This is a genomic window from Pseudomonas sp. GD03858 (assembly GCF_029840925.1).
GTDB lineage: Bacteria > Pseudomonadota > Gammaproteobacteria > Pseudomonadales > Pseudomonadaceae > Aquipseudomonas.
In genome coordinates, this window is sequence record NZ_JAOCDM010000090.1 from 1 (window position 1) to 24079 (window position 24079).

20 protein-coding genes are annotated in these 24079 nt (G+C 64.6%); 14 read left to right on the top strand and 6 right to left on the bottom strand.

Annotation, left to right across the window (positions count from 1 at the left end; genetic code table 11):
* Positions 1-94: 94 nt before the first annotated feature.
* Positions 95-1315, bottom strand: coding sequence for an MFS transporter (locus N5D48_RS19655; protein ID WP_279887333.1), 1221 nt, complete (start codon positions 1313-1315; stop codon positions 95-97).
* A gap of 343 nt (positions 1316-1658) precedes the next feature.
* On the opposite strand from N5D48_RS19655, the gene N5D48_RS19660 reads away from it, so the two are divergent.
* From N5D48_RS19660 to N5D48_RS19670, 3 genes are read left to right on the top strand one after another with little or no spacing between them, the layout of a single operon-like run.
* Entirely contained in the window at positions 1659-3098 is a 1440-nt protein-coding gene (locus tag N5D48_RS19660) for a cytochrome ubiquinol oxidase subunit I (protein ID WP_279887334.1), read from the top strand.
* 1 nt (position 3099) lies between these two features.
* Positions 3100-4107: a cytochrome d ubiquinol oxidase subunit II gene (gene cydB, locus N5D48_RS19665; protein ID WP_279887336.1), complete on the top strand. Its 1008-nt coding sequence runs from the start codon at positions 3100-3102 to the stop codon at positions 4105-4107.
* Between the two features lie 12 nt (positions 4108-4119).
* The gene (locus N5D48_RS19670; protein WP_279887338.1) at positions 4120-4260 is read left to right on the top strand and encodes a DUF2474 domain-containing protein; all 141 of its coding nucleotides are present in this window, start codon (positions 4120-4122) and stop codon (positions 4258-4260) included.
* An 89-nt stretch (positions 4261-4349) separates the two neighbouring features.
* Here N5D48_RS19670 and N5D48_RS19675 read toward each other — a convergent pair whose 3' ends face one another.
* Positions 4350-5474: a methyltransferase gene (locus tag N5D48_RS19675; protein WP_279887340.1), complete on the bottom strand. Its 1125-nt coding sequence runs from the start codon at positions 5472-5474 to the stop codon at positions 4350-4352.
* Positions 5475-5547: 73 nt separating this feature from the next.
* The gene (locus N5D48_RS19680; RefSeq protein ID WP_279887342.1) at positions 5548-6255 is read right to left on the bottom strand and encodes an autoinducer binding domain-containing protein; all 708 of its coding nucleotides are present in this window, start codon (positions 6253-6255) and stop codon (positions 5548-5550) included.
* A 210-nt stretch (positions 6256-6465) separates the two neighbouring features.
* Between N5D48_RS19680 and N5D48_RS19685 the strand changes: the two genes are divergently transcribed.
* Positions 6466-7242, top strand: a complete 777-nt coding sequence (locus N5D48_RS19685; protein WP_279887344.1) for a ferredoxin--NADP reductase — start codon at positions 6466-6468, stop codon at positions 7240-7242.
* A 128-nt stretch (positions 7243-7370) separates the two neighbouring features.
* Here the strand turns inward: N5D48_RS19685 and mscL are convergent, their stop codons facing one another.
* Complete coding sequence (gene mscL, locus N5D48_RS19690; RefSeq protein ID WP_279887346.1) at positions 7371-7781, bottom strand: large-conductance mechanosensitive channel protein MscL; 411 nt, start codon at positions 7779-7781, stop codon at positions 7371-7373.
* 178 nt (positions 7782-7959) lie between these two features.
* Here mscL and radA point away from each other — a divergent pair, with 178 nt between their 5' ends.
* The 8 genes from radA to N5D48_RS19730 all read left to right on the top strand — a co-directional run bounded on the left by radA (position 7960) and on the right by N5D48_RS19730 (position 19120).
* Positions 7960-9327 carry a DNA repair protein RadA gene (gene radA / locus N5D48_RS19695; protein ID WP_279887348.1) on the top strand — a complete coding sequence of 456 codons (1368 nt, stop codon included), beginning with the start codon at positions 7960-7962 and terminating at the stop codon, positions 9325-9327.
* Between the two features lie 72 nt (positions 9328-9399).
* A complete protein-coding gene (locus N5D48_RS19700; protein WP_279887350.1) occupies positions 9400-9903 on the top strand; it encodes an RNA polymerase sigma factor in 504 nt (167 codons plus the stop codon).
* Between the two features lie 68 nt (positions 9904-9971).
* Complete coding sequence (locus N5D48_RS19705) at positions 9972-10958, top strand: FecR family protein (RefSeq protein WP_279887352.1); 987 nt, start codon at positions 9972-9974, stop codon at positions 10956-10958.
* Between the two features lie 205 nt (positions 10959-11163).
* Positions 11164-13830: a TonB-dependent hemoglobin/transferrin/lactoferrin family receptor gene (locus N5D48_RS19710; protein ID WP_279887369.1), complete on the top strand. Its 2667-nt coding sequence runs from the start codon at positions 11164-11166 to the stop codon at positions 13828-13830.
* An 82-nt stretch (positions 13831-13912) separates the two neighbouring features.
* Entirely contained in the window at positions 13913-14524 is a 612-nt protein-coding gene (locus N5D48_RS19715; RefSeq protein WP_279887354.1) for a heme acquisition protein HasA, read from the top strand.
* A 161-nt stretch (positions 14525-14685) separates the two neighbouring features.
* Positions 14686-16437, top strand: coding sequence for a type I secretion system permease/ATPase (locus tag N5D48_RS19720; protein ID WP_279887356.1), 1752 nt, complete (start codon positions 14686-14688; stop codon positions 16435-16437).
* A 2-nt stretch (positions 16438-16439) separates the two neighbouring features.
* The gene (locus tag N5D48_RS19725) at positions 16440-17786 is read left to right on the top strand and encodes an HlyD family type I secretion periplasmic adaptor subunit (protein ID WP_279887358.1); all 1347 of its coding nucleotides are present in this window, start codon (positions 16440-16442) and stop codon (positions 17784-17786) included.
* A 5-nt stretch (positions 17787-17791) separates the two neighbouring features.
* Positions 17792-19120, top strand: a complete 1329-nt coding sequence (locus N5D48_RS19730) for a TolC family outer membrane protein (RefSeq protein ID WP_279887360.1) — start codon at positions 17792-17794, stop codon at positions 19118-19120.
* Positions 19121-19450: 330 nt separating this feature from the next.
* Here the strand turns inward: N5D48_RS19730 and N5D48_RS19735 are convergent, their stop codons facing one another.
* Positions 19451-20968 carry a nucleobase:cation symporter-2 family protein gene (locus N5D48_RS19735; RefSeq protein ID WP_279887362.1) on the bottom strand — a complete coding sequence of 506 codons (1518 nt, stop codon included), beginning with the start codon at positions 20966-20968 and terminating at the stop codon, positions 19451-19453.
* A 259-nt stretch (positions 20969-21227) separates the two neighbouring features.
* Complete coding sequence (locus N5D48_RS19740; protein ID WP_279887364.1) at positions 21228-21596, bottom strand: PilZ domain-containing protein; 369 nt, start codon at positions 21594-21596, stop codon at positions 21228-21230.
* Positions 21597-21760: 164 nt separating this feature from the next.
* On the opposite strand from N5D48_RS19740, the gene N5D48_RS19745 reads away from it, so the two are divergent.
* Both N5D48_RS19745 and N5D48_RS19750 read left to right on the top strand, forming a co-directional pair.
* Complete coding sequence (locus N5D48_RS19745) at positions 21761-23827, top strand: carbon starvation CstA family protein (RefSeq protein ID WP_279887366.1); 2067 nt, start codon at positions 21761-21763, stop codon at positions 23825-23827.
* A gap of 13 nt (positions 23828-23840) precedes the next feature.
* Positions 23841-24038, top strand: coding sequence for a YbdD/YjiX family protein (locus N5D48_RS19750; protein WP_008094130.1), 198 nt, complete (start codon positions 23841-23843; stop codon positions 24036-24038).
* Positions 24039-24079 lie beyond the last annotated feature (41 nt).

The window sequence follows — 24079 nt, forward strand, 5'->3', positions numbered from 1 at the left end:
ACTCGCCAAAAGAGAACGTATTTCCGAGACAGGACACTAGAGCGGCGCGATCCCAGTGGGAGCGGGTTTACCCGCGAAGAGTCGTTAGAAGGTTTCAGCCGTTGTGCATCCGGTCGCGATGGGTCAGCGTCGGGAACAGTTTCATCCACACCCCGGTCACCACCAGCGTGCCCACGCCACCGAGCACCACTGCTGGCACGGTGCCAAACCAGTGCGCGGTCAGCCCTGATTCGAACTCGCCGAGCTGGTTCGAGGCACCGATGAACAGCCCGTTCACCGCGCTCACCCGGCCACGCATCTCATCCGGCGTCTCCAGCTGCACGAAGGCGCCGCGGATGACCATGCTGATCATGTCCGCGGCGCCCAGCACCACCAGCACCGCCAGCGAGAACCAGAACGAAGTCGACAGGCCGAAGGCGATGGTCGCCACGCCGAACACGCCGACCGAGGTGAACATGATCAGCCCGACCTTGCGCTCCACCGGGAAGCGCGCCAGCCACAGCGACATCAGCAGCGCCCCCACCGCCGGCGCCGAGCGCAGCAGGCCGAGGCCCCAGGCGCCAGTGAGCAGGATGTCCTTGGCGAACACCGGCAGCAGCGCGGTGGCGCCGCCCAGCAACACGGCGAACAGGTCCAGGGAGATGGCGCCGAGGATGTCCGGACGGCTGCGGATGAAGCGGATCCCGGCCAGCAGCGAGTCGAGGTTGGCCCGGCCGGGTTGCGGTTGCTGGCGACGGGCGTCGAGGCTCAAGGTCAGCAGGCAGGCGATGAGGTAGAGGACCACGGTCGGGCCGTACACCCAGGTGCTGCCGAAGGCATAGAGAAAGCCGCCCACCGCCGGGGCGACGATGGTCGCTGACTGGGTGGCCGATGCCGAGGCCGCCACCGCGCGCGGGAACAGGCCTGGTGGCACGACATTGGGCAGCAGCGCCTGGGTCGCCGGCATCTCGAACGAGCGGGTGGCGCCGAGCAGGAAGGCCAGAACGAAGATCATCTCGCGACTGACGTTGTCGGTGACGCTGCCCAGGGCTAGTGCCAGGGCAATCAATGCCTGCAGGGTCTGGCACAGAGCCGCGACCTTGCGCCGGTCATAGCGATCGGCGACATGCCCGGTGTGCAGCATGAACAGCACGCGTGGGGCGAACTCGACCAGGCCGACCAGACCCAGATCGAGCACATTGCCGGTCAGTTGATAGAGGTGCCAACCGATGGCCACGGTGAGCATCTGGAAGCCGCTGGCGGTAAACACACGGGCCAGCCAGAAGGCGAGGAAAGGGCGGTGATGGCGCAACAGTTGCGGGGCAGAATCGGACATCGGTTGCCTGCGGCCTCGGAGATAGAGGGGGCAGCAGGGTAACATCTGTTTGTAACAAATGGTTGCTGAAAACCGTGCGGATCAACCCCGAGCCCATAAAAAAAGAGGGTGAGGCAACAGGTCACGCGGCAATCAACCACACATCCGGATGGGTCATTCAGGACTATGCTTCCATTCAGTCGTTGACCTGGATCAATGCTTCCAGATGCAACGATCTTGGCCCCCGGGCCGGAATCCCTGCGATCGAACAGAACAATTCCAACGCGCCGCACTCGATACCCGTGGGGGCAGTGGGCGACAGGGCCATGCGCCCGGCCGCCGGATTATCTGAAGAGGAAGCACCATGTTCGGATTGGAAGCCCTAGAGCTCGCCCGAATCCAGTTTGCCTTTACCGTGTCCTTTCACATCCTGTTCCCAGCCATCACCATTGGCCTGGCGAGCTACCTGGCGGTCCTCGAAGGCCTTTGGCTGAAGACCCACGACAATACCTACCGTGACCTGTATCACTTCTGGTCGAAGATCTTCGCCGTCAACTTCGGCATGGGCGTGGTCTCCGGCCTGGTCATGGCCTACCAGTTCGGCACCAACTGGAGCCAGTTCTCCGACTTCGCCGGTTCCATAACCGGCCCCTTGCTGACCTACGAGGTGCTCACGGCCTTCTTCCTCGAGGCCGGTTTCCTCGGTGTCATGCTGTTCGGCTGGAATCGCGTCGGGCGTGGCCTGCACTTTTTCGCCACCTGCATGGTGGCGCTTGGCACCCTGGTATCGACGTTCTGGATTCTCGCTTCCAACAGCTGGATGCAGACCCCCCAGGGCTACGAGATCGTCGATGGCCGGGTGATCCCGGTGGACTGGCTGGCGGTGATCTTCAACCCGTCATTCCCCTATCGCCTGATGCACATGGCCACCGCGGCCTTCGTCGCCACCGCGTTCTTCGTCGGCGCCTCGGCGGCCTGGCACCTGCTGCGCGGGCGTGACAACCCGGCGGTGCGCAAGATGCTGTCGATGGCCATGTGGATGGCGCTGATCGTCGCGCCGGTACAGGCGGTGATCGGTGACTTCCACGGTCTCAACACCCTCAAGCACCAGCCGGTGAAGATCGCCGCCATCGAAGGGCACTGGGAGAACAAGCCCGGCGAGCCTACTCCGCTGATCCTGTTCGGCATCCCCGACATGAAGGCCGAGACCACCCACTTCAAGGTCGAGATCCCGGCGCTCGGCAGCCTGATCCTCACCCACAGCCTGGACAAGCAGGTCCCGGCGATGAAGGAGTTCCCGCCTGAGGACCGGCCCAACTCGACCATCGTGTTCTGGTCGTTCCGGATCATGGTCGGCCTGGGCATGCTGATGATCTTCGTCGGCCTGTGGAGCCTGTGGCTGCGCAAGCGCGGCACACTGTACAGCTCGCGACCGTTCCTCTACCTGACCTTGTGGATGGGGCCATCGGGGTTGATCGCCATTCTTGCCGGCTGGTTCACCACCGAGATCGGTCGCCAGCCCTGGGTGGTCTATGGGCTGATGCGCACCGCCGATGGCGTGTCCAACCATAGCTACGCGCAGCTCGGCTTTACCCTGGTGATGTTCGTGGTGGTCTACTTCGCGCTGTTCGGCACTGGCATCGGCTACATGATGCGCCTGGTGCGCAAAGGGCCGAAGACCGGCGAGGGCGATGAACACACCCCCGGAGGTCCAGGCCAGAAACGTACGCCGGCGCGGCCGTTGTCCGCCGCCGATGATGATGGCCACGAGGCCGACTCCACCCGCCTGAGCAAGGGGAACTGAGATGGGTATCGATCTTCCGCTGATCTGGGCCGTGATCATCATCTTCGGCGTCATGATGTACGTGGTGATGGATGGTTTCGACCTGGGGATCGGCATGCTCTTCCCCTTCGTCAAGGATGAGCGTGACCGTGACGTGATGATGAACACCGTGGCTCCCGTGTGGGACGGCAACGAGACCTGGCTGGTGCTGGGGGGCGCGGCGTTGTTCGGCGCCTTCCCGCTGGCGTACTCGGTGGTGCTCGAGGCACTTTACCTGCCGTTGATCCTGATGCTGGTCGGCTTGATCTTCCGTGGCGTGGCCTTCGAATTCCGCTTCAAGGCCAGGCCCCACAGACGCCACATCTGGGACAAGGCGTTCATCTGGGGCTCGCTGGTGGCGACGTTCTTCCAGGGTGTGGCCCTGGGGGCCTTCATCGAAGGCTTCAAGGTGGTCGATCGCAAGTTCGTCGGCGGCACCCTGGACTGGCTGACGCCGTTCACGGTGTTCTCCGGCCTGGGCCTGATCGTCGCCTACACCTTGCTGGGCTGCACCTGGCTGATCATGAAGACCGAGGGGCCGTTGCAGCAGAAGATGCATGACGTGGCCCGACCGCTGGCGCTGGTTCTGTTGGCGGTGATCGGCATCGTCAGCCTGTGGACGCCGATCGCCTACCCGCAGATTGCCGAACGCTGGTTCAGCATGCCCAACCTGATCTGGTTCATGCCGGTGCCGATCCTGGTGCTGGTGACCTTCTACGGGTTGCTGCGGGCGGTGGCGCGCAATGCGCACTACACGCCGTTCCTGCTGACCCTGGTGCTGATCTTCCTTGGCTACAGCGGCCTGGGTATCAGCCTGTGGCCGAACATCATTCCGCCGTCGATCAGCATCTGGGATGCTGCCGCGCCGCCGCAGAGCCAGGGCTTCATGCTGGTCGGCACGCTGTTCATCCTGCCGTTCATCCTTGGCTATACCTACTGGAGCTACTACGTGTTCCGCGGCAAGGTGACCCATGAAGACGGCTATCACTAGGAGCGCCAGGCGATGACTATCGAAGAGAAGAAACCGTTGTGGCAGCGCCTGGGTTGGCTGGTGCTGATCTGGGTGCTGAGCGTGGCGGCGCTGGGTGTGGTGGCCTACGGCATGCGCATGTTCATGAGCGCGGCCGGCCTGAGCACCCACTGAGTCGCTGATCCATCGCGGGGCAAGCCCGCTCCCACGTCATTGCTGGACAGCCCGGCAATGACGTGGGAGCGGGCTTGCCCCGCGATGCTTTATTTTCTGGCCTTGAGCACCACGAACTTCGGTGTCGCCGCCACTTGTTCCACGCCCCGGAACAGGCGCGCCAGCTTGCTGTGGTAGCCCAGGTGCCGGTTGCCGACTATGTACAACGCGCCACCGACCTCCAGTGCCTCCCGGGCCTGCTGGAACATGCGCCAGGCGAGGAAATCGCCCACCACCTGCTGCTGGTGGAACGGCGGGTTGCACAGCACCACGTCCAGCGATTGTTTCTCCTGGCCGGCGAGGCCATCCGCCGCATGGATTTCCACCTCGCGAGCACCCAGCGCCGCTTGCCAGTTCTCCCGTGCCGACTGCACCGCCATGTACGATTCGTCCACCAGCGTGTAGTGCGCATCCGGGTTGAGCAAGGCGCTGGCGATGGCCAGCACGCCATTGCCGCAGCCCAGGTCCGCGACCCGGGCGCGGCCCAGGTCGCGCGGCAGGTGTGGCAGGAAGGCTCGGGTGCCGATGTCCAGGCCCTCGCGGCAGAACACGTTGGCATGGTTGACCAGCGTCAGGGCCGGTGCATCCAGGTGGTAGCGAGTCGGGTAGGGGGAGCGTGCGCTCGGGCGTTCGGCCACGGTGGCGGTGAGCAGGCGTGCCTTCTTTTGCGCCAGCGATGCCTGGACCGGGCCGATGTACTTTTCCATCAGCTCGCCAGCGGCGCGCGGCAGGTGCTTGATCATGGCGCCGGCGATCACTTGGGCGCCGGGGGCCAGCTGGCCCTGCAGGCGGATCAGCTGTTCCTCCAGCAACGCCAGGGTCTTGGGCACGCGCACCAGCACACGGTCGAACGGGCCTTGCCAGTTTTCGCTGGCCGCCACGAAGGGCACCGCATCGAAAGGCCGGTCATTGCGCGCCAGGTTCTTCTCCAGCGCCATGCGCGCCAGGTGCGAGTCGCCACTGCTGGTCACTTCCAGCTGGCCGGCAAGGCTCGCGGCCAGTGCCCCGAAGCTGTCGTTGAGTACCAGTACTCTGCAACCCGCAGCCGGCGACTGGGCCGCCAGATGCTCCAGCAGGTACTGGTCGGCGGCATCGAAAGCCAGCAGCGGGTCGTTGGTCTGATCAGGCTGGCGGATCAGGTCGAGTTCGGCGAAGGGGCTGTTGAACAGGGGCATGACAAGGGGCTCTGCTGCGAATCTGCTTGAGGGGGCGATTCTACAGGGCTTTGAACGTCACAGGGGGGCGAGGTCAGAGCAGGCCGTGCATGAACAAGATCATCAGGGCCCCGGCCTTGTTGGCGGCGCCTGTCTTGAGGATCACATTGCGTGTATGGAAGTTCACTGTGCTGGTCGACAGCCCCAGGATCATCCCCACCTCATTGGAGGTCTTGCCCCAGGCGACCCACTTGTACACTTCGATTTCGCGCTTGCTCAGTGGCGGCAAGGGGCAGATTTTGTTCAGGTGATACTCGCTGAGCGCAGCGTGCAGGACGTTGCCCAGCCACATAACGTCTGCGCTTTTTTCGTATAGCTCGTAGGTCGATATGGTGCGGCTGGGCCTGGATACGCTGATCTGGGTCTCGTTGTGGCGCAGGTCATGGACCGACTGGCTCCAGCCGTGGACCATGCCGTGCGCGCATGCCGCTTCGCGCAAGTGGGGTACATCCTGGAACAGCGTGTCATTCCAGAGTACTGGTAGCGTCGTTTGGTAGCACTTTGATACCGTCGGATCTATGGTAATGAAGTTATCCGCTTGATAGCGTTCGTTCCACTCGGGCGGGTAGTTGTTGTACAGCAGCACCTGTGGGCTATGAGCAGCGACATGCAGGTGCAGCGAGAGGCCGAAGAACTCCATGTCCAATGCCTGGACCAGTTTCACGGCTTTGCCAACCAGGATCGTCGGTTCCTGCTGTTTATTCGCCAGGTCTTCGAGCAGATCACATTTCCATTGCGGCATCGATGTCGCTCCCGTCACGCCTTTGTGGATCCAATGCGTGTAGCACCCGACGTAGTGTAGGAAATGTCCTAATGTTGCGCTGATTTTTTTTGCTATAGCTGCTACGTATTCTTAGCAATTTGCTGCATGCCGTTGATGCCCTACAAACCGGTGGTGTTTATCCTGGCCGCTTTGCGCGACACTTGGCGCATTCGAACCATGGAGTCCGTCATGACCGCCAGCGCTGACAAATTCACCCGCCAGATCCTGCTTGACGTCCAGCCTTTGACGCCCAATCTGTTCTCCCTGCGGGTTACCCGCGACGCGGGGTTCCGTTTTCGTGCCGGGCAGTTCGCGAGACTGGGTGTGAGCAAGGCGGATGGCAGTGTGGTCTGGCGTGCCTATTCGATGGTCAGCGCCCCCCATGACGAACATCTCGATTTCTTTTCGATCGTGGTGCCGGGGGGGGAATTCACCAGTGAGCTGAGCCGTCTTGGCGAGGGCGATACGCTGATGATCGACCGCCAGGCTTTCGGCTACCTCACCCTCGATCGTTTCGTCGGCGGACGTGACCTGTGGCTGTTGGCCACCGGTACCGGCATCGCTCCGTTCATGTCGATCCTGCAGGACTTCGAGGCCTGGGAGCGTTTCGACAACATCAAGCTGGTGTACTCGGTGCGCGAAGCGAAGGAGCTGGCCTATGTGGATGAAATCGCCGGGCTCGAGCAGCGTGAGTACCTGGCCGAATTCGCCGGCAAACTGCAGTTCATTCCGGTGGTTACCCGGGAGGCGCATCCAGGCGCGCTGAACGCGCGGATCACCACGCTCATCGAAAATGGCGAACTGGAAAAGGCGGCGGGGCTCGAGCTGTCGCCGGAGCACTCGCGGATCATGTTGTGCGGTAATCCGGAAATGATCGACGAGACGCGCAAGGTGCTGAAGGCGCGCGACCTGCAACTGAGCCTGAGCAAGCGGCCGGGACAGGTGGCTGTGGAGAACTACTGGTAGCTGCAAGCTTCAAGCTTCAAGCTGCAAGCTGCAAGCTGCAAGTTGAAGCAGAAGCAGGCCAGAGGTAGCGTGCTCTACTTGCAGCTTGCAGCTTGCAGCTTGCAGCTTGCAGCTTGCAGCTTGCAGCTTTACTTCTGATTCTGCGCCTTGAGCAGGTCGCGGATCTCGGTCAGCAGGGTTTCCTCGGGGGTGGGGACCGGCGGAGCGCTCGGTGCCACCGCTTCTTCACGCTTCAGGCGGTTGATCGCTTTCACGCCCATGAAGATGGCGAAGGCGACGATGACGAAGTCGAGGATGGTCTGGATGAACTTGCCATAAGCCATCACCACTGCCGGCACATCGCCTTCGGCGGCCTTCAGCGTGATGGCCAGGTCGCTGAAGTCCACGCCACCGATCAGCAGGCCGATGGGGGGCATGATCACGTCGCCGACAAAGGACGAAACGATCTTGCCGAACGCCGCGCCGATGATGATACCCACCGCCATGTCGACGACATTTCCCTTGACCGCGAAGGCCTTGAATTCACTGAGCATGCCCATGCTGTATTCCTTTGTTACGAATGGAGAGGTAGTCGGAGTGTAAGCCACTAAAACGCTTCATGCGTGACGTTCGCAGCTAAAGACTCCGTTTAGAGCGAATAGTTTTGTCGCTCCCCGAGCTCTGCGGGACACGTCCACGTTCGGCTATCATGGCGGTTTTTGCCAGGAGACCCAGCCCATGGCCAAGGCCAAGCGCTTGTATGGCTGCACCGAGTGCGGCGCGACCTTCCCCAAATGGGCCGGCCAGTGTGGCGATTGCGGAGCCTGGAACACCCTGGTCGAGACCATGATCGAAAGCGGCGGTGCCGCGGCGCCGAGTGGGCGCGCCGGCTGGACCGGGCAGCAGGCGCAGATCAAGACCCTGGCCGAGGTGAGCGTCGAGGAGATCCCGCGCTTTACCACCAGCAGCACCGAGCTTGACCGCGTGCTCGGCGGTGGCCTGGTGGATGGCTCGGTGGTGCTGATCGGCGGTGATCCCGGGATTGGCAAGTCCACCATCCTGCTGCAGACGCTGTGCAACATCGCTACCGCCATGCCGGCGCTCTACGTCACCGGCGAAGAGTCGCAGCAGCAAGTGGCCATGCGCTCCCGACGCCTGGGCCTGCCCCAGGACCAGCTCAAGGTCATGACCGAAACCTGCATCGAGACCATCATCGCCACCGCGCGCCAGGAAAAGCCACGGGTAATGGTCATCGACTCGATCCAGACCATCTTCACCGAGCAACTGCAGTCGGCTCCGGGTGGCGTGGCCCAGGTGCGCGAGAGCACGGCGCTGCTGGTGCGCTATGCCAAGCAGAGCGGCACGGCGATCTTCCTGGTCGGCCATGTCACCAAGGAAGGTTCGCTGGCCGGTCCCCGGGTGCTTGAGCACATGGTCGACACCGTGCTGTATTTCGAGGGCGAGTCCGATGGCCGCCTGCGCCTGCTGCGGGCGGTAAAGAATCGCTTTGGCGCGGTCAACGAGCTGGGCGTGTTCGGCATGACCGACCGTGGCCTGAAGGAAGTCTCCAATCCCTCGGCGATCTTCCTCAATCGCGCCCAGGAGGAAGTGCCCGGCAGCGTGGTCATGGCCACGTGGGAGGGCACTCGGCCGATGCTGGTGGAGGTTCAGGCGCTGGTGGACGACAGCCACTTGGCCAACCCACGGCGAGTCACTCTGGGCCTGGACCAGAATCGCCTGGCCATGCTGCTGGCGGTCCTGCACCGGCACGGCGGCATCCCCACCCATGACCAGGACGTGTTTCTCAACGTGGTCGGCGGCGTGAAGGTGCTGGAGACCGCCTCCGACCTGGCCCTGCTCGCAGCGGTGATGTCGAGCCTGCGCAACCGCCCGCTGGCCCATGGCCTGCTGGTGTTCGGCGAAATCGGTCTGTCTGGCGAAGTACGCCCGGTGCCCAGTGGCCAGGAGCGACTCAAGGAAGCGGCCAAGCATGGTTTCAAGCGTGCGATCGTGCCCAAGGGCAACGCGCCGAAGGAAGCGCCCGCCGGTCTGCAAGTGATCGCGGTGACCCGTCTGGAGCAGGCACTGGATGCGTTGTTCGAATAAGCCTATTTCTTGCAACTGATTCTCAATAGCCAGTAGCATACCGCCACCTTGCGACCACCCCATGGAGTGCGTGTGGCGGAGTTCGACCTCAAGCGGCTGTTCGTAAAGCACGCGAAAAACCTTCAGGGCCTGCTCTCGCGCAAGGTGCGCGACCCTCAGCTGGCCGCCGACCTGGTGCAGGACAGTTTCCTGCGCCTGGCCGAGCAGCAGCGTCAGGCGCCAATCGAGAACGCCCAGGCCTACCTCTATCGCACCGCGCACAATCTGATGGTCGACCATGTGCGCCAGCAGCAGCGGCGCAAGACCGACCTGGTTCCCCATGAAGCGCTCGAAACCATCGTCGAAGAACGCCCGGGGCTCGATGAACAGGCTGCCCGCGAACAGCACCTGCGCCGGCTACAGGCGATTCTCGGCGAGTTGCCCGAGCGCACTCGCGAAGTGTTTCGGCTCAACCGCCTGGAAGGCATGACCCATGCCGAGGTCGCGCGTCACCTGGGCATTTCCGACAGCTCCGTGCAGAAGCATCTGGCCAAGGCCCTGGCCTATGTGATGCAGTGCCTGCAGGAAACCGAATGACCAACGGTTTACTGACAAATGCCGCTTCAGACGTCAGCCCAGACATAACCAGATCGCGAGAGAACCGTGTGAGCAGCCAGAACGAGCAAGCCATCCGCGAGCAGGCCGCCGAGTGGGTGGTGCTGCAGCAGGCCAGCCCCCTGAGCCCGACGCAGCAGCAAGCCTTGGAGCAGTGGTGCGCCAGCGATCCTCGGCACGCCCGGGCCTATGACTTCGCCCAGGCCACCTGGGCCGACCTCGGGCAATTGGCGAACCTGCCCGCTGCCCCGTCGCTTCGCCCAGCGGCCCCCCGGCACGGCACATCGCTGCGGCGCCGTCCGCGGTTGCGGCGGGTCTTCGCCAGCGCGGCGGTGCTGTTGCTGGCGGTGCTGGCCGTGCAACAAGGGCCGCAAGCCTGGCTGGGCTGGCGCGCGGACTATCTCACAGGCACCGGGGAAGTACGCCAGGTGACATTGCCGGATGGCAGCCAGGTCGAGCTGGACAGCCGCAGCGCCATCGCGCTTGCCTTCGATGGCCACGAGCGCCGCGTGCGTCTGCTCTCGGGCGAGGCCGTGTTCAGCGCCGCACCGGTCACCGTTCAGGAAGCACGTCCATTCGTGGTCGAGTACGCCGGAGCCACCAGCCGTGCCCTGGGGACGCGTTTCGTGGTGGGCGCGGCGGGCGACGGGGGCTGGGTCGGCATGCTCGAGCACAGTGTCGCCGTCGAGCTGCAGGCGCCGCCGCGGCAGGGGCAGGCCAGCCAGGTGCTGGAGCAGGGCGACAGCCTGCGCTATGACCAGCGCCTGGGGGTACGACCATGGCCTGATCACGATCTGCGGCGGGCCACCGACTGGCAGCGTGGCGTGCTGGTGTTCGAACGCCAGCCGCTCGCCGATGTGGTCGCCCGGCTCAATCGCTACCGCGCGGGTCAGCTGGTGGTCGCCAACGATGCACTGGGCCGGCGCGAGGTCAGCGGGGTCTTCCGCCTGGACCAGTTGAGCCGCGCGCCGGCCGTGCTCGGTGACGAGCTCAAGGCCCGCCTGGTCGAGCTTCCGGGCCTGGCCGTGCTCTACTGACATGCCGCTTCGGCAAAAAACTTTCGATTTTATTTACTGACTTTTTCCGCGTTGCTCGTCTGATTGTTGAGATTGATTTTCATTACTAGAAAACGCCAACAACGGACGAGCAATCGCAGTGAGCACGCCACGACAACAACCCTTGCGCCCTCTGGGTCGCTTCGCCCTGGCCGGCAGCCTGGCCCTGGGCAGCTGTGCATTGCCGATGGGGATCGGCATGGCACACGCCACCGATTCGCCAAGCACCGCCAGTCGCAACCTGGTTCGCTTCGACATCCCGGCCCAGTCGCTCGACAGCGCGGTGCTGGCCTACGCCGAGCAGTCCGGCGTGCAGGTGTTCTTCGACAGCCGCAAGCTGGCCGGCCTGCGCAGCGAAGGGCTGCACGGCAGCTACTTGGCCGAAGAAGGGCTGCGCCAGCTGCTGCGCGGCACGCCGGTACGCTACCACTTCAGCGCCGCCGGACAGGTCGGCCTGGAGCGTGTTGTCCAGGACGATGAGGCCCTGGAGCTGGGCGCGACCCATGTCGATTCGCAGCGCGATGGCGACTGGGTGTACCAGACCCCGCGATCGGTCAGCGTGATCACCCGTGAGCAGATCGACCAGCGCCCGCCACGGCATGCCGCCGACATGCTCGAACAGACCGCGGGTGTGTACACCGCCGTCAACCAGCGCGACCCCGGCCTGTCGGTGAACATTCGCGGCGTGCAGGACTATGGCCGGGTCAACATGAACATCGATGGCATGCGCCAGAACTTCAACGTCAACGGCCACCAGCAGCGCAACGGCGTGATGTTCATCGACCCCGAGTTCGTCCAGGGCATCGAGATCGACAAGGGCACCTCGGCCGGCATGGGCGGCGCCGGGGTGATCGGTGGCATCGCCAGCTTCAACACCATCCAGGCCAGCGACCTGCTTGGCCCGGGCAAGGAAGTTGGCGGCCGGCTGCGTGCCGGGCACGGCATCGGCGAGCTGGGCAACGGCACCTACTTCAACGGCAGCGCCCTGTTCGCCGCCGGCAACGAGATCGGCGACATCCTGGTCGGCCACAGCGAACGGCACTACGGCGACTATCGCAGCGGCACGCAGAACGCCGACAACCTGGGCACCCAGATCCGCGGCAAGCTGGACAACCGCGAGGCCTGGAAAGGCTGGCTCAACGGCGAGGTCGGCGCCATGGACAGCGTGACGCGCTCGCAGCTGTTCAAGCTGGGCCTGAACTTCGCCGACGATCAGCGTCTGCAGTTCAGCTACTTCGAAACCGATACCGACAGCAAAGACGCCTGGACCTACAGTGACTCGGTGACCAATCGCTACTACTACCGGGTCACCAGCACCAACGACATCAATGCCAAGAACGCTGCGCTGGACTACAGCTACAAGCCTGACAACGACCTCATCGATTTCAAGGCCAAGCTGTACTACGTCACCACCCGCCAGGACCGCTGGAACGCTGACAACATGTCATCGCTGGCAACGGGCAACCATGTGCAGGCCTACACCGACCGCTACCAGACCGACACCTGGGGCCTGCAGCTGGAAAACACCTCGCGCTGGCAGGTGGGCAGCGCTGGCGCGCTGGCCTTCAACTACGGCAGCGAAGCGTTCCAGGACACCTTCCGCCCCAGCACCAACCGCGTCGCCGCGCCCAACGAGATCGACGCGCTGCCCTATGTCGAAGGGCTGACGCCCAAGGGCAAGCGGATCATGGCCAGCCTGTTCGGCAACCTGCGCTACGACCATGGCGACTGGCTGACGATCGATGCCGGCCTGCGCTACGACCGTTTTCGCCTGACCGGCGAGACCGGGGTGACCACCTGGATGTACCCGATGGGCGTTACCGAGCCCAACCTGCGCCGCCAGGAAACCCACATGCTGTTCGATGTGGATCGCGAGCAAGGGCGCTTCTCGCCGACCTTCGGCATCGCCGTCAAGCCCGGCCCTGATTGGCTGCAGGTGTATACCCGCTGGGGCCGTGGCTGGCGCCCGCCGCAGGTCACCGAGGCGTTCATGACCGGCCGCCCCCATGGCGGTGGTTCGGAGATGGTCTATCCCAACCCCTTCCTCAAGGCCGAGGAGTCGCACAACTGGGAGCTGGGGGTGAACATCTTCCGCGAATCGCTGTTTCGCGACGGCGACCGCTTCGCCGCCAAGGTCGCTTATTTCGACACGCGTATCGACAACTTCTCGTTCCTCGATATCAACGCCACCCTGCCAGGGTCGAGCATCAGCGGTATCTCGCTGGGCCGCTCGGTGTACGAGAACAACCTCAGGACCACGCGCTTTCGTGGCGTCGAGTACAGCCTGGACTATGACGCCGGTGCCTACTACGGCCAGCTCAGCTACACCCACATGATCGGCAGCAATGACTTCTGCTCCAAGCAGTACTACCTCGGCGGCGCCCAGCGCCTGGTCAATGCCGGCACGGTGAGGCGTCCGGTGCAAGTGGGCAGCCGGATCATCATGCTGCCGGTGCGGGTGTCCCGCGCCGAGTGGGCGGACGACCAGAACGCCGTCACCAGCTGCGGCGAGATCATGGGCAACGCCGCCTACATGCCGGCCGACCGTGGCGCCTTGACCCTGGGCATGCGCTTTCTCGAGCGCACCCTCGACGTGGGCATGCGCGCCCGCTACAGCGAGGGCAATGGCGAGAATCTCAACACCCACACCTACAGCCAGATCGACCAGGCGCTATGGCCCAAGTACCTGGTCTACGACCTCTACGCCAGCTACTGGATGACCCCGCAGCTCAACGTCGCGCTGTCGCTGGAGAACGCCACCGACGAGGCCTACTTCGTCGCCATGGGCGATGGCAACAACCTGTCGCTGGCCCGTGGTCGGACCCTCTCCGGGATGCTCGAGTACCGCTTCTGAAACACCGGGTTTGCCCATTTCGGGCGACACGAAGGCCGTCATCGCGCCTTCGTCTCAACTGTGCAACATCGAGGAACCGTCAATGACTCTTTCCGTAACCTACGACGCCGCCTTCGCCGGATCCACCATCGACGACTACCTGGCCTTCTGGACCGCCGGCTTCGTCACCGCCGGCCATGGCTACAGCAACACCGGCGGCTTCAGCAACGGCACCTTCAATGGCGACCAGTACGCCACCCATGGCGCCAATGGCTCGGACTACGCGTTCATCGCCGACAGCAACACCGCCAACGGCCTGCACTACGTGTTCGATCCGTCCAAGGCCCCGGGTGACAACCTCAATCACTATCTGTGGGGTTCGCTGGACAACGTCTCCCTGGGCGAAGTGCTCGGTGGCGGCAGCGGCAGCGACTTCAGCCTGAGCAACTACGTGGTCAGCTTCAATGGCCTGGACCTGGATGCCGCACTGGGCGCCGGCCGTGCCGGCAACGAAGTGCAGAGCGTGATCTACGGTCTGATGCAGGGCAACACCAGCGCCCTGGAAAGCGCCCTGGACACCCTGCTGGCGGCCTACGGCACCTCGACCAACGACACCTTCGAAAGCGTCGCCGCGCACCTGGCCGCAGGCCCGGTCAATGCCGCCGAAGCCGTGGGCGTGCAGGCCCTGCCGGAAGACCTGGCACTGGCTGCCTGACAGCCGGGGACAAAAAAGCGATTGGAAGATCACTCCTCCAATCGCTGTCCACTCGTCGCCACATCCGCTGTCCTGGCCGGGCTCGGGTGTGGCGACACCGAATTCTGCGAGGCGGCGGCCCGCCGGTCAATGGGGCCGCCGTCCACTCTCCGGGATCATCGATGAAGACCAACCGCAACATGGCCCCTGGTGAACTGTGGCAGGCGCTGTCGGGTTGCCGCGCCGGCCTGGGCAACGTCGCCCTGTTCAGCGCCGTGATCAACCTGCTGATGCTGGCGCCGGCGCTGTACATGCTGCAGGTATACGACCGGGTGCTGTCGTCGGGCAACGAGATGACCCTGCTGATGCTCAGCCTCATGGTGCTGGGCCTGTTCGCCTTCATGGGCGCGCTGGAGTGGTTGCGCAGCCAGGTGGTCATCCGCTTGGGCACGCGGCTGGACCTCAGCCTGGCGCCCCGGGTGTTCGACGCCGCCAGCCAGGCCAGCCTGGCCGGGCACCGTGACGGCGCGCAGCAGGCCCTGAGCGACCTGACCGGGCTGCGCCAGTTCGCCACCGGCCAGGCGCTGTTCGCTTTCTTCGATGCCCCCTGGTTCCCGTTCTACCTGCTGGTGATCTTCCTGTTCAGCCCATGGCTAGGCCTGCTGGCCCTGGTCGGCGCGCTGTTGCTGGCGGCACTGGCCTGGCTCAACGAGCGGCTGACCCAGGCGCCATTCGCCGAGGCCGGACGGTTGTCGCTCCAGGCCGGGCAGCAGGCCGCAGGCAACCTGCGCAACGCCGAGGCCATCGCCGCCATGGGCATGCTCGATGCCGTGCGTCAGCGCTGGAGTCTGTTGCAGCATGGCTTTCTGAGTCTGCAGAACCTGGGCAGCGAGCGCACCGCGGCGGTCACCGCGTTGTCCAAGGTGGTGCGCCTGGCCCTGCAGTCGCTGGTGCTGGGGTTGGGGGCCTGGCTGGCGCTGGAGCACCTGATCACGCCGGGCATGATGATCGCCGGATCGATTCTCATGGCCCGGGTATTGTCGCCGATCGACCAACTGATCGCCGTGTGGCGCCAGTGGGGCAGCGCGCGCCAGTCATACGAGCGCCTCGACGCCTTGTTGCGCACGTACCCACCGCAGACGCGCGGCATGCCGCTGCCAACGCCAAACGGACATGTGCGGGTCGAGCAACTGGTGGCGCTGGTGCCGGGCGGACAACGCCCGTGCCTGTCCGGTATTGGTTTCGAGCTGGCCGCCGGCGAGTCGCTGGGGCTGATCGGCGCGTCCGGTTCCGGCAAGACCACCCTGGCGCGGCTGCTGGTAGGCGCGGCCAGCCCGGCGACGGGCAAGGTCTGCCTGGATGGCGCGGCGCTGGGGCAATGGGACCGCGAGCGACTGGGCCGGCACATCGGTTACCTGCCCCAGGATGTTCAGCTGTTCGCCGGCAGTATCGCCGAGAACATCGCCCGCCTTGGTCCGGTGGACGCCGACCAGGTGGTGGCGGCGGCGCAGCTGGCCGGTGTGCACGAGCTTATCCTCAAGCTGCCGCAGGGCTACGACACGCAGCTGGGCGAGGGCGGCGCCGGCCTTTCGGGCGGGCAGCGCCAGCGCATCGGGCTGGCGCGGGCGCTGTACGGACTGCCTGCGCTGGTGGTGCTCGATGAGCCCAATTCGAACCTCGACGAGGCCGGTGAGCGGGCCTTGTTGGCCGCCCTTGGCGAACTGAAGGCGCAAGCGCGCACGGTGGTGATGATCAGCCACAAGTCCAGTCTGCTGGCGGGCCTGGACAAGCTGCTGGTGCTGCAAGGCGGCCAGATGCAGAACTTCGGGCCGACCGCGCGGGTGCTGCAGGGCACGACCCGCCCTGCAACGGCATCGCCCGCCGCACGCGGCGGTGTCACTTACAGCTTCAATCAAGGCAGTCAGAGATCCTGAGCATGAGCGTGCATCCATTGTTTTCTTCAGGAGCCGCCAGCCAGGCGCAGAATGTCCAGCCGTTGCGCGACGATGCCCGGGGGCCGGCGCGGGCCGGACGCTGGCTGGTCCTTGTCGGACTCGGCGGTTTTCTGCTCTGGGGCGCGCTGGCGCCACTGGACAAGGGCGTGCCGGTCAGCGGCAACGTGGTGGTGGCCGGCAGCCGCCAGGCCGTGCAGCACCCCACGGGCGGGGTGATCGAGCAGTTGCTGGTGCGCGACGGTGACCAGGTCCACGCCGGCCAGGTATTGCTGCGCATGGACGCCACCCAGGCCGAGGCACAGCAGGGCTCGCTGCGCGTGCAGTACGTCAATGCCCGGGCCGGGGAGGCACGCTTGCTCGCCGAGCGTGATGGCAGGTCAGTAATCGACTTCCCGGCGATATTGCGTGAACAGGCCGCGACACCGTGGGTGGCCACGGCGCTGGAGGCTCAGCGGCAGCTGTTGGCCAGCCGTGGGCAGGCGCTGCGCCTGGAGCTCGATGGCCTGGGCGAGAGTATCGCCGGGGCCGAGGCGTCGCTGCTCGGGCTGCAGGGTTCGCTGGCCAGCAAGCAGGTCCAGCGTGATGCGCTCGACGAACAGCTCGGTGGCCTGCGGGAGTTGGCTCGCGATGGCTACATTCCGCGCAATCGGCTGCTCGACAGCGAGCGTCTGCTGGCCCAGGTCAACGGTTCCATCGCCGAGGACATGGGCAGTATTGGCCGGACCCGACGTCAGGTGCAGGAGCTGAAGCTGCGCATCGGCCAGCGCCACCAGGAATTCCAGAACGATGTGCGCCAGCAGTTGAGCGAGCTGCAGGCCAGCGCCGAAGACTTGGACAATCGTCTGCGCAGTGCCGGCTTCGAACTGGCCCACACCCAGGTGCGCGCGCCGGTGAGTGGCACCGTGGTGGGCCTGAGCGTGTTCACCAACGGTGGCGTGATTGCGCGAGGCCAGCAACTGATGGAGATCGTGCCCAGCGATGCGCCGCTGCTGGTCGATGCCCGTGCCTCCGTCGAGCTGGTCGATCGGCTCAGGCCCGGATTGCCGGTCGAGCTGCTGTTCGCCGCTTTCAACCAGAGCACCACGCCACGGGTGCCGGGCGAGGTGACTCTGGTGTCGGCCGACCGTCTGCTCGACGACAAGACCCAGCAACCCTACTACCAGGTACGTATCAAGGTCAGCGAGCAAGGCCTGCGGCAGCTGGCCGGTCTCGACATTCGTCCAGGGATGCCGGTGGAGGCCTTCGTGCGCACGGGCGAGCGTTCGCTGCTCAACTACCTGTTCAAGCCGCTGCTGGATCGGGTGCATGTCGCCCTGGCGGAGGAGTGATGCCGATGCGACTGCTGTTGCCCGCCTTGTTGCTGGGCCTGAGTCTCCCCGTTCACGCCTTGGACCTGGGCGATGCCTATGCCCTGGCGCTGCGCAACGATCCGACCTGGCAAGGCTCCATCGCCGAGCGCCAGGCCGGGCTGGAGAACCTGGCGATCGGTCGTGCCGGGCTGCTGCCTCGGCTGTCGTACCGCTACAACCGGGCCCGCAATGACTCGGAGGTTACCCAACGCAGTCAGTTCGGCGACGTGACCACCCAACGCGACTACCGCAGCTACAGTTCGACCCTGACCCTCGAGCAGCCCCTGTTCGACTATGCCGCCTGGAGTGACTATCGGCGTGGCGTGGCCCAGGCGGCGTTGGCCGACGAACGCTATCGTGGCCGTGGCCAGGAGTTGATGGTGCGCCTGTTCGGCGCCTACAGCGAGGCGTTGTTCGCCAACGAACAGATTGCCCTGGCCCAGGCCCAGCGCCGCACCTACGCCGAACAGCTGACCCTCAACGAACGCTTGCTCAAGGGCGGCGAAGGTACCCGCACCGATGTGCTGGAGACTCGTGCTCGTTATGAGTTGGCCCAGGCCCAGGAAATCGAGGCCGGCGACAATCTTGATGCGGCGCTGCGCGCCCTCCAGACGATCATCGGCGAGCCGGTGGCGGTCGAGGACCTGGCGCCGATGACTGGCGACTTCCGCGTCCAGCCCCTCACCCCCACGCGTTTCGAGCCCTGGCGCGACCTGGCCGTCGCCCACAACGCCGAGCTGGCCAGCCAGCGCCATGGGCTCGAAGTCGCCGAGCAGAACATCGAGCGGCAACGGGCCGGGCACCTGCCTTCGTTGAGCGCCTATGCCAGCAAAGGCATTTCCAGCTCCAGCTCCGAGAGCAGTTACAACCAGCGTTACGACACCGACAGCATTGGCATCCAGTTGAGCGTGCCGCTGTTCGCCGGTGGCGGTGTTTCGGCGTCGGTGCGCCAGGCCCGGGCCCAACGTGATGCCGCAGGTTTCGAATTGGATGCGCAGATGCGTGACACGCTCAATCAGCTGCGTCGGCAGTTCAACTTGTGCGCCAGCGGCACGGCGAAGATCCGTGCCTATGACCTGGCGGTGAAGGCGGCTGCGGCGCTGGTGCAGGCCACGCGCAAGAGCGTGCAGGGCGGCGAGCGAGTCAATCTCGATGTGCTGGATGCCGAGCAGCAGCTGTTCGGTGCCAGGCGTGACCTGGCGCAAGCCCGGCATGAATACCTGCGGGCGTGGTTGCAGCTGCGCTATCTGGCGGGCGTGCTGGAGGTGGGGGATCTGAATGAGTTGAACCGGTACTTCGGGACGCACGGCTAGGGCGACTCAGCGGGGCATTGTGGGAGCGGGCCCCACAGGTTCTACGCCAACCTGTAGGAGCGGCCTTGCCGAGGCGTCGGACCGGTCGGAAAGGGCTGCGCAGCAGCCCCGGGATTTCAGCGTAGTTGCAGATATCGCTGGGGCCGCTTTGCGGCCCTTTCCGACCGGTCCGACGCCTCGGCAAGGCCGCTCCTACAGAGATCACGCCAGTTGAGAAAACTCAGCAAGACAGTTGCTCCCACAACTCCCGCATACCACGCATGCACCAGACGAAAAAAAGGAGCCGACGATGCGCGTCGGCTCCCCCTCGTCGACCGTCCTGGTCAGCGATCAGTGTTCGGCAACCGCCTTGCGCCTGGGCGTCTCGTTGCCATGTTCGTCCAGTTCGAGCACCGGCACTTCGTTGCCATCGGCGTCGAACAGCTTGCCATCCTTGAAGTAGTCGCCATCGCGCAGGGCCGAGATGTCCGAGTACTGGATGGTCCGTTCGTAGGCGGCGGCGAATACCGACTGGTTTTCCGAGTTGCCGGTGGTGAAGTGGTTGAAGATCAGGTTCAGCAGAATGGCCATGATCGCCGCCGAGCTGATGCCGGAGTGGAAGATGGTTTCGAACCAGCTCGGGAAGTTGTGGTAGAAGGTCGGCGCCGCGATCGGGATCATGCCGAAGCCCAGCGAGGCGGCGACGATGATCAGGTTGACGTTGTTCTTGTAGTTGACCTTGGACAGGGTACGGATGCCGCTGGCCGCCACGGTGCCGAACAACACGATGCCCGCGCCGCCGAGGACCGGGGTCGGTACCGCGGCGATGACCCGGCCCATGATCGGCAGCAGGCCCAGCACCACCAGGATTACCCCGCCGGTGGCCACCACGTAGCGGCTCTTCACCCCGGTCACGGCCACCAGGCCGACGTTCTGGGCGAAGGCGCTCTGGGTGAACGAGCCGAAGATCGGTGCCAGGATGCTCGATGCCATGTCGGCGCGCAGGCCGTTGCCCAGGCGCTTGGAGTCGACCTTGGTGTCGATGATCTCACCCACGGCGAGTATGTCCGCCGAGGTTTCCACCAGGGTGACCATGATCACGATGCACATCGACAGGATCGCGGCGATGTGGAAGGTCGGCATGCCGAAGTGGAACGGTGTGGGGAAGGCGAAGATCGGGCCTTCGGTGACCTTGCTGAAGTCGGTCATGCCCAGCGCCCAGGCAATGAGGGTGCCGGCGACCATGGCCAGGAGGATCGACAGGCGCGAGATGGTCGCGCTGCCCAGCTTGCTCAGGAGCAGGACGATGGCGAAAGTCAGGGCCGCCAGGCCGATGTTGGCCACGCTGCCGAACTCCGGTGAGGCGCTGTTGCCGCCCATCACCCAGCGTGCGGCCACCGGCATCAGGGTCAGGCCGATGGTGGTGATGACGATCCCGGTCACCAGCGGCGGGAAGAACTTGGTGATGCGCGAGAACACCGGGGTGATCAGGAAACCGATCAGCGAGGCCGCCATCACCGCGCCCAGCACCGAAGGCAAGCCGCCGCCACTCTGACTGCCGAGGATCGCGCCCATGGTCGCCACGCCCGCGAACGACACGCCTTGCACCAGCGGTAGCTGGCAGCCGAAGAACGGCAGGCCAAGGGTCTGCAGCAAGGTCGCCAGGCCCCCCGCGAACAGCGAGGCGGCGATCAGCAGGCCGATTTCCGCCGGTGCCAGGCCCGCGGCCTGGCCGAGGATCAGGGGAACGGCGACGATCCCTCCATACATGGTCAGGACATGCTGCAGCCCGTAGGCCAGGTTGGCGCCAAGGCCGAGGTTCTCGTCCTCGGGGCGCGGGGCGGGAGACGTGCTGGGGGACGTGGTCATGGAGCAGGCTCTCTGTTTATTGTTGTGGCGCTACTGTAGACAACTCTTACAGAACATTGCCATAGGAATTGTATACAAAGTTTTGATCGTAGCGCCGGAAAGGGTGCGTACAGGATGCGCCAAGCCCCGATGCACGTTGTGTTCCAACGTGAAGGAGGCTGTTCCAGAGGGGTGTGTACAAGAGGGGGGAAAAGCAGGTAAAGCTGTCTGGCCGGACAGGAAAGCCGTTACGGCTAAATGATTAGCAGGCTAAGAGATATCAATCTTCGATGAGTTCGCGCAGCTCGCGCATCATTTCGGTGCTGTCAGCTAGGTTCAACTCCACAAGACGGTGCAGGTGGGTCATCGAATCGATGTCGATGTACAGGCAGACGAAGCCCAGGCGGGTCTCTTCTTCGTGACGCAGCTCGACCTGCATCCTGACTTGGGTGGTTCTATCGTTCAGGTGGATTACTGCATCGAAATCCTGGGTGAGATCGGCCTCCCACGGCCGCGGGCGCTCGATCAGCAAACCCTTGAGCGACAAATCGAGGAGCTTCGCCGGCCAGCGGCGTTCGCCCTGGCGCAGCTCGATGGGGGCATCGAAGGCGATGCGCTGGAAACGGCGGCGTTCGTCGTGATCGCTCATGGCGGGTTCTCCGGGTGACATCCTGACTATAGTTAGTTTGGTATGTGCATCAGGTACCGCAATCTGGCCGCAGAGGCTCTAGACCAAAGCAAGTGTGGCAATGCGCGATGACACGCCCTAGACTCGATGGGCGGTCTTTCCAATCCACCAGCTGGAAGTAAACCATGAACAACAATAATAGCCTGCTACGCCACATTCCGTGGCTGGCGCTGGCAGTCATAGGGGCCTGCGCGCTGGGTGTGGTTGCCCTGCGTCGCGGTGAGGCGATCAACGCCTTGTGGATCGTGGTCGCGGCAGTGGCCATCTACCTGGTTGCCTACCGTTACTACAGCCTGTTCATCGCCACCAAGGTGATGCAGCTCGACCCCCGCCGGGCCACGCCCGCGGTACTCAACAACGACGGCCTGGACTACGTCCCGACCAACAAGCACATTCTCTTCGGCCACCACTTCGCCGCCATCGCCGGCGCCGGCCCGCTCGTGGGCCCGGTGCTCGCGGCGCAGATGGGCTACCTGCCCGGCACGCTGTGGCTGATTGCCGGCGTGGTGCTGGCCGGCGCGGTGCAGGACTTCATGGTCCTGTTCCTGTCCACCCGCCGCAACGGACGCTCGCTGGGCGACATGGTTCGCGAGGAGATGGGCCGCATTCCCGGCACCATCGCCCTGTTCGGCTGCTTCCTGATCATGATCATCATCCTCGCGGTGCTGGCGCTGATCGTGGTCAAGGCCTTGGCCGAGAGCCCATGGGGCATGTTCACGGTGATGGCGACCATCCCGATCGCGATGTTCATGGGCATCTACATGCGCTTCATCCGCCCGGGTCGCATCGGTGAGATCTCGATCATCGGCGTGGTCCTGCTGCTGCTGTCGATCTGGCTGGGGGGCCAGATCGCCGCTGATCCGGTCTGGGGCCCGGCGTTCACCTTCACCGGCGTGCAGATCACCTGGATGCTCGTCGGCTATGGCTTCGTCGCCGCCGTGCTGCCGGTATGGCTGGTGCTGGCGCCACGCGACTACCTGTCGACCTTCCTCAAGATCGGCACCATCGTCGGCCTGGCCATCGGTATCCTGATCATCGCGCCCGAGCTGAAGATGCCGGCGCTGACCCAGTTCACCGACGGCACCGGCCCGGTATGGAAGGGCACCCTGTTCCCGTTCCTGTTCATCACCATCGCCTGCGGCGCGGTATCGGGCTTCCATGCGCTGATCTCCTCGGGGACCACGCCGAAGCTGCTGGACAACGAAACCAACGCCCGCTACATCGGCTACGGCGGCATGCTGATGGAGTCGTTCGTCGCCATCATGGCCATGGTCGCCGCCTCGGTGATCGAGCCAGGCGTGTACTTCGCCATGAACAGCCCGGCCGCGGTGGTCGGCGCCGACGTGGTCTCGGTGGCACAGACCGTCAGCAGTTGGGGCTTCACCATCACTCCCGAGCAGCTGGAAGCCACTGCCCGTGACATCGGCGAGCACACTATCCTGGCGCGTGCCGGCGGTGCGCCGACCCTGGCGGTTGGTATCGCGCAGATCCTTCACCAGGTGCTGCCGGGCGAGAACACCATGGCGTTCTGGTATCACTTCGCCATTCTGTTCGAGGCGTTGTTCATCCTCACCGCGGTGGATGCCGGTACCCGTGCCGGTCGCTTCATGCTCCAGGACCTGCTGGGCAGCTTCGTGCCAGCCCTGAAGCGCACCGAGTCGTGGACCGCCAACTTGATCGGCACTGCCGGCTGCGTGGCGCTGTGGGGCTACCTGCTGTACCAGGGCGTGATCGATCCGCTGGGCGGCATCAACACCTTGTGGCCGCTGTTCGGCATCTCCAACCAGATGCTGGCCGGTATCGCCCTGATGCTGGGCACCGTGGTGCTGATCAAGATGAAGCGCCAGCGCTATGTCTGGGTCACCCTGTTGCCGGCGGTCTGGCTGCTGATCTGCACCACCACCGCGGGCCTGATCAAGCTGTTCGATCCGAACCCGGCAGTGGGCTTCCTGGCCCTGGCCAAGAAGTACAGCGCCGCGCTGGATGCTGGCCAGGTGCTGGCGCCGGCCAAGGACATCGGCCAGATGCAGCACGTGATCTTCAACGCCTATACCAACGCCGGCCTGACCGTGCTGTTCCTGGTGGTGGTGTTCAGCGTGCTGTTCTTCGCCGTCAAGGTCGGCCTTGCCGCCCTGGGCCGCAAGGAGCGCACCGACAAGGAAACCCCTTTCCAGGCCCTGCCTGACGCTTGAGAGGACTGCCGCGATGTTCAACGACCTGGGTCGACTGGGTAAGTACCTGGGGCAGGCCGCCCGCCTGATGGTCGGCATGCCCGACTACGACAACTATGTCGAGCACATGCAGACCAAGCACCCGGACAAGCCGGTGATGAGCTACGAAGCGTTCTTCCGCGAGCGCCAGGAAGCGCGCTATGGTGGCAAGTCCGGGCCCAAGTGCTGTTGAACCCGCCTCATGGGTAACAGGGGGAGGCAGGCAAATGGCCT

Bases quoted from the DNA above. Each gene is read 5' to 3' on its own strand.
- N5D48_RS19655 (WP_279887333.1), bottom strand. From the start codon at position 1,315: ATGTCCGATTCTGCCCCGCAACTGTTGCGCCATCACCGCCCTTTCCTC.
- N5D48_RS19745 (WP_279887366.1), top strand. From the start codon at position 21,761: ATGAACAACAATAATAGCCTGCTACGCCACATTCCGTGGCTGGCGCTG.
- N5D48_RS19675 (WP_279887340.1), bottom strand. From the start codon at position 5,474: ATGCCCCTGTTCAACAGCCCCTTCGCCGAACTCGACCTGATCCGCCAG.
- N5D48_RS19710 (WP_279887369.1), top strand. From the start codon at position 11,164: ATGGGGATCGGCATGGCACACGCCACCGATTCGCCAAGCACCGCCAGT.
- cydB (WP_279887336.1), top strand. From the start codon at position 3,100: ATGGGTATCGATCTTCCGCTGATCTGGGCCGTGATCATCATCTTCGGC.
- N5D48_RS19715 (WP_279887354.1), top strand. From the start codon at position 13,913: ATGACTCTTTCCGTAACCTACGACGCCGCCTTCGCCGGATCCACCATC.
- N5D48_RS19670 (WP_279887338.1), top strand. From the start codon at position 4,120: ATGACTATCGAAGAGAAGAAACCGTTGTGGCAGCGCCTGGGTTGGCTG.
- N5D48_RS19740 (WP_279887364.1), bottom strand. From the start codon at position 21,596: ATGAGCGATCACGACGAACGCCGCCGTTTCCAGCGCATCGCCTTCGAT.
- N5D48_RS19680 (WP_279887342.1), bottom strand. From the start codon at position 6,255: ATGCCGCAATGGAAATGTGATCTGCTCGAAGACCTGGCGAATAAACAG.
- mscL (WP_279887346.1), bottom strand. From the start codon at position 7,781: ATGGGCATGCTCAGTGAATTCAAGGCCTTCGCGGTCAAGGGAAATGTC.
- N5D48_RS19685 (WP_279887344.1), top strand. From the start codon at position 6,466: ATGACCGCCAGCGCTGACAAATTCACCCGCCAGATCCTGCTTGACGTC.
- N5D48_RS19735 (WP_279887362.1), bottom strand. From the start codon at position 20,968: ATGACCACGTCCCCCAGCACGTCTCCCGCCCCGCGCCCCGAGGACGAG.
- radA (WP_279887348.1), top strand. From the start codon at position 7,960: ATGGCCAAGGCCAAGCGCTTGTATGGCTGCACCGAGTGCGGCGCGACC.
- N5D48_RS19660 (WP_279887334.1), top strand. From the start codon at position 1,659: ATGTTCGGATTGGAAGCCCTAGAGCTCGCCCGAATCCAGTTTGCCTTT.
- N5D48_RS19725 (WP_279887358.1), top strand. From the start codon at position 16,440: ATGAGCGTGCATCCATTGTTTTCTTCAGGAGCCGCCAGCCAGGCGCAG.
- N5D48_RS19720 (WP_279887356.1), top strand. From the start codon at position 14,686: ATGAAGACCAACCGCAACATGGCCCCTGGTGAACTGTGGCAGGCGCTG.
- N5D48_RS19750 (WP_008094130.1), top strand. From the start codon at position 23,841: ATGTTCAACGACCTGGGTCGACTGGGTAAGTACCTGGGGCAGGCCGCC.
- N5D48_RS19730 (WP_279887360.1), top strand. From the start codon at position 17,792: ATGCGACTGCTGTTGCCCGCCTTGTTGCTGGGCCTGAGTCTCCCCGTT.